Raw genomic sequence first — 1,503 nt, forward strand, 5'->3', positions numbered from 1 at the left:
GAGCGAACTAAAAAAGAAGTATTTGACCCACTTTATCAAATAAAAAATGCAGAGTCAGCATTGCGCCAATTGGTTGATCAAATGGGATATAATTTGACTATTAAAAAACAAATCGTTTTTTTGAATCGCGATTTTGCATTGTTTCAAGCTCCAAGAAATAGCGGAATATTGTTACCTGGAATGTTGAAATCTCATTTTTCAATGGTTAACGGAATTTCAGAGACGTTAAATCAAAATCATTATCGTTTCGCAGAAGAAATTAAACCAATGCATATGGAAGACTTTTCTTTACATAATGTACCATATTACAAAAAGGAATTATTAAAGAAAGGAGTTACTTGTTTTGATTGTGGATCCTTCATAGATTGTTTTACAAAAAAAGAAACTTGTACATGTCAGTACTGCGGCAAAAAAGAGGTAGTTTCTCAAACCATTATGCGACATGTACAAGAATATAAACGTTTATTTCCAAATGAAAGAATTACAGTATCGGCTATTTGTGAATGGTGTGATAATCAGCTGTCTGTTAGGAGAATCAAGTATATCTTCAATCAGCATTTAATAGCTAAAGGAACAGGCCGATGGCGATATTATGAATTGAAAACTTGAATCATTCATAAAAAATTACAGAAGCGAACGTATTTTCTTTTTTAGAGATTTGTGTTATAATAACTAATAGAGAGTTTGAATAGGTAATGGAAAAGAAGAGCTGATTTTTCCACTCTGTACACTTCCCATTCGGGGGCGTTACGGATTCGACAGGTATAGGTCGAGCTTGGATTGCGCTTCGTAGGTTACGTCTACGTTAAAACGTTACAGTTAAAATAACTGCTAAAAACAATAACAACTCTTACGCTTTAGCTGCGTAAAAACAGCTTAGTGTAGATCCTCTCGGCATCGCCCATGTGCTCGAGCAAGGGTCCTATAATCAGTGGGATACGCTAAACCTTTCCGTCTGTAAGGTTTAGAAGAGATCATCAGACTAGCAAAGCATGATGCCGGTTGTGTGGCTGATGCCAAGCGAACTTTTAAATAGCATAACTATGAGCGTAGATGTCTAGGTGCCGATATATTTGGACGCGGGTTCGACTCCCGCCGTCTCCACTAATTTTAATAAATTAAAAAAGCGTGTAAACATTGAATTAACGGTGTTTACATGCTTTTTTTGCTTGGAAAATTGGGGAAGAGTTGAATCTTTGAAAGGAAAACAGGTAAAGGCAACTTGAGGCAATGGGTAAATATAGTGAAGCGGTAACTGAATACTTAGAGTTTATATTGAAAAAGGGTACAGTCCTGAATGAATACGAGGTAGCAGAACAAAGTTACATTGAAGCAGTAAGTAATAATAGTTATGTAGTATTAATGTAGTAATAGTTATACATTTATACTTTCATACGATATAATTAAAGAAAGGAGTTATATCACATGGAAACTATTAAAAAGATAGAAAGAAAAACTAGAGCAACTGGTGGGTCTGTTGTTTCTACAATTCCGGCAGAGGTT

Annotated in this window: 1 protein-coding gene and 1 other RNA gene; both read left to right on the plus strand. The window is 35.2% G+C overall.

From position 1 onward, the window contains the following. The coding region (locus RT405_RS02670; protein WP_313467331.1) for a hypothetical protein at window positions 1-609 on the plus strand (609 nt) is incomplete at its 5' end. Window positions 610-740: 131 nt separating this feature from the next. Next, window positions 741-1,107: a transfer-messenger RNA gene (gene ssrA / locus RT405_RS02675) on the plus strand. Window positions 1,108-1,503 lie beyond the last annotated feature (396 nt).

Origin of the sequence: Carnobacterium sp. (assembly GCF_032094055.1) — a bacterium.
Classification (GTDB): domain Bacteria; phylum Bacillota; class Bacilli; order Lactobacillales; family Carnobacteriaceae; genus Carnobacterium_A.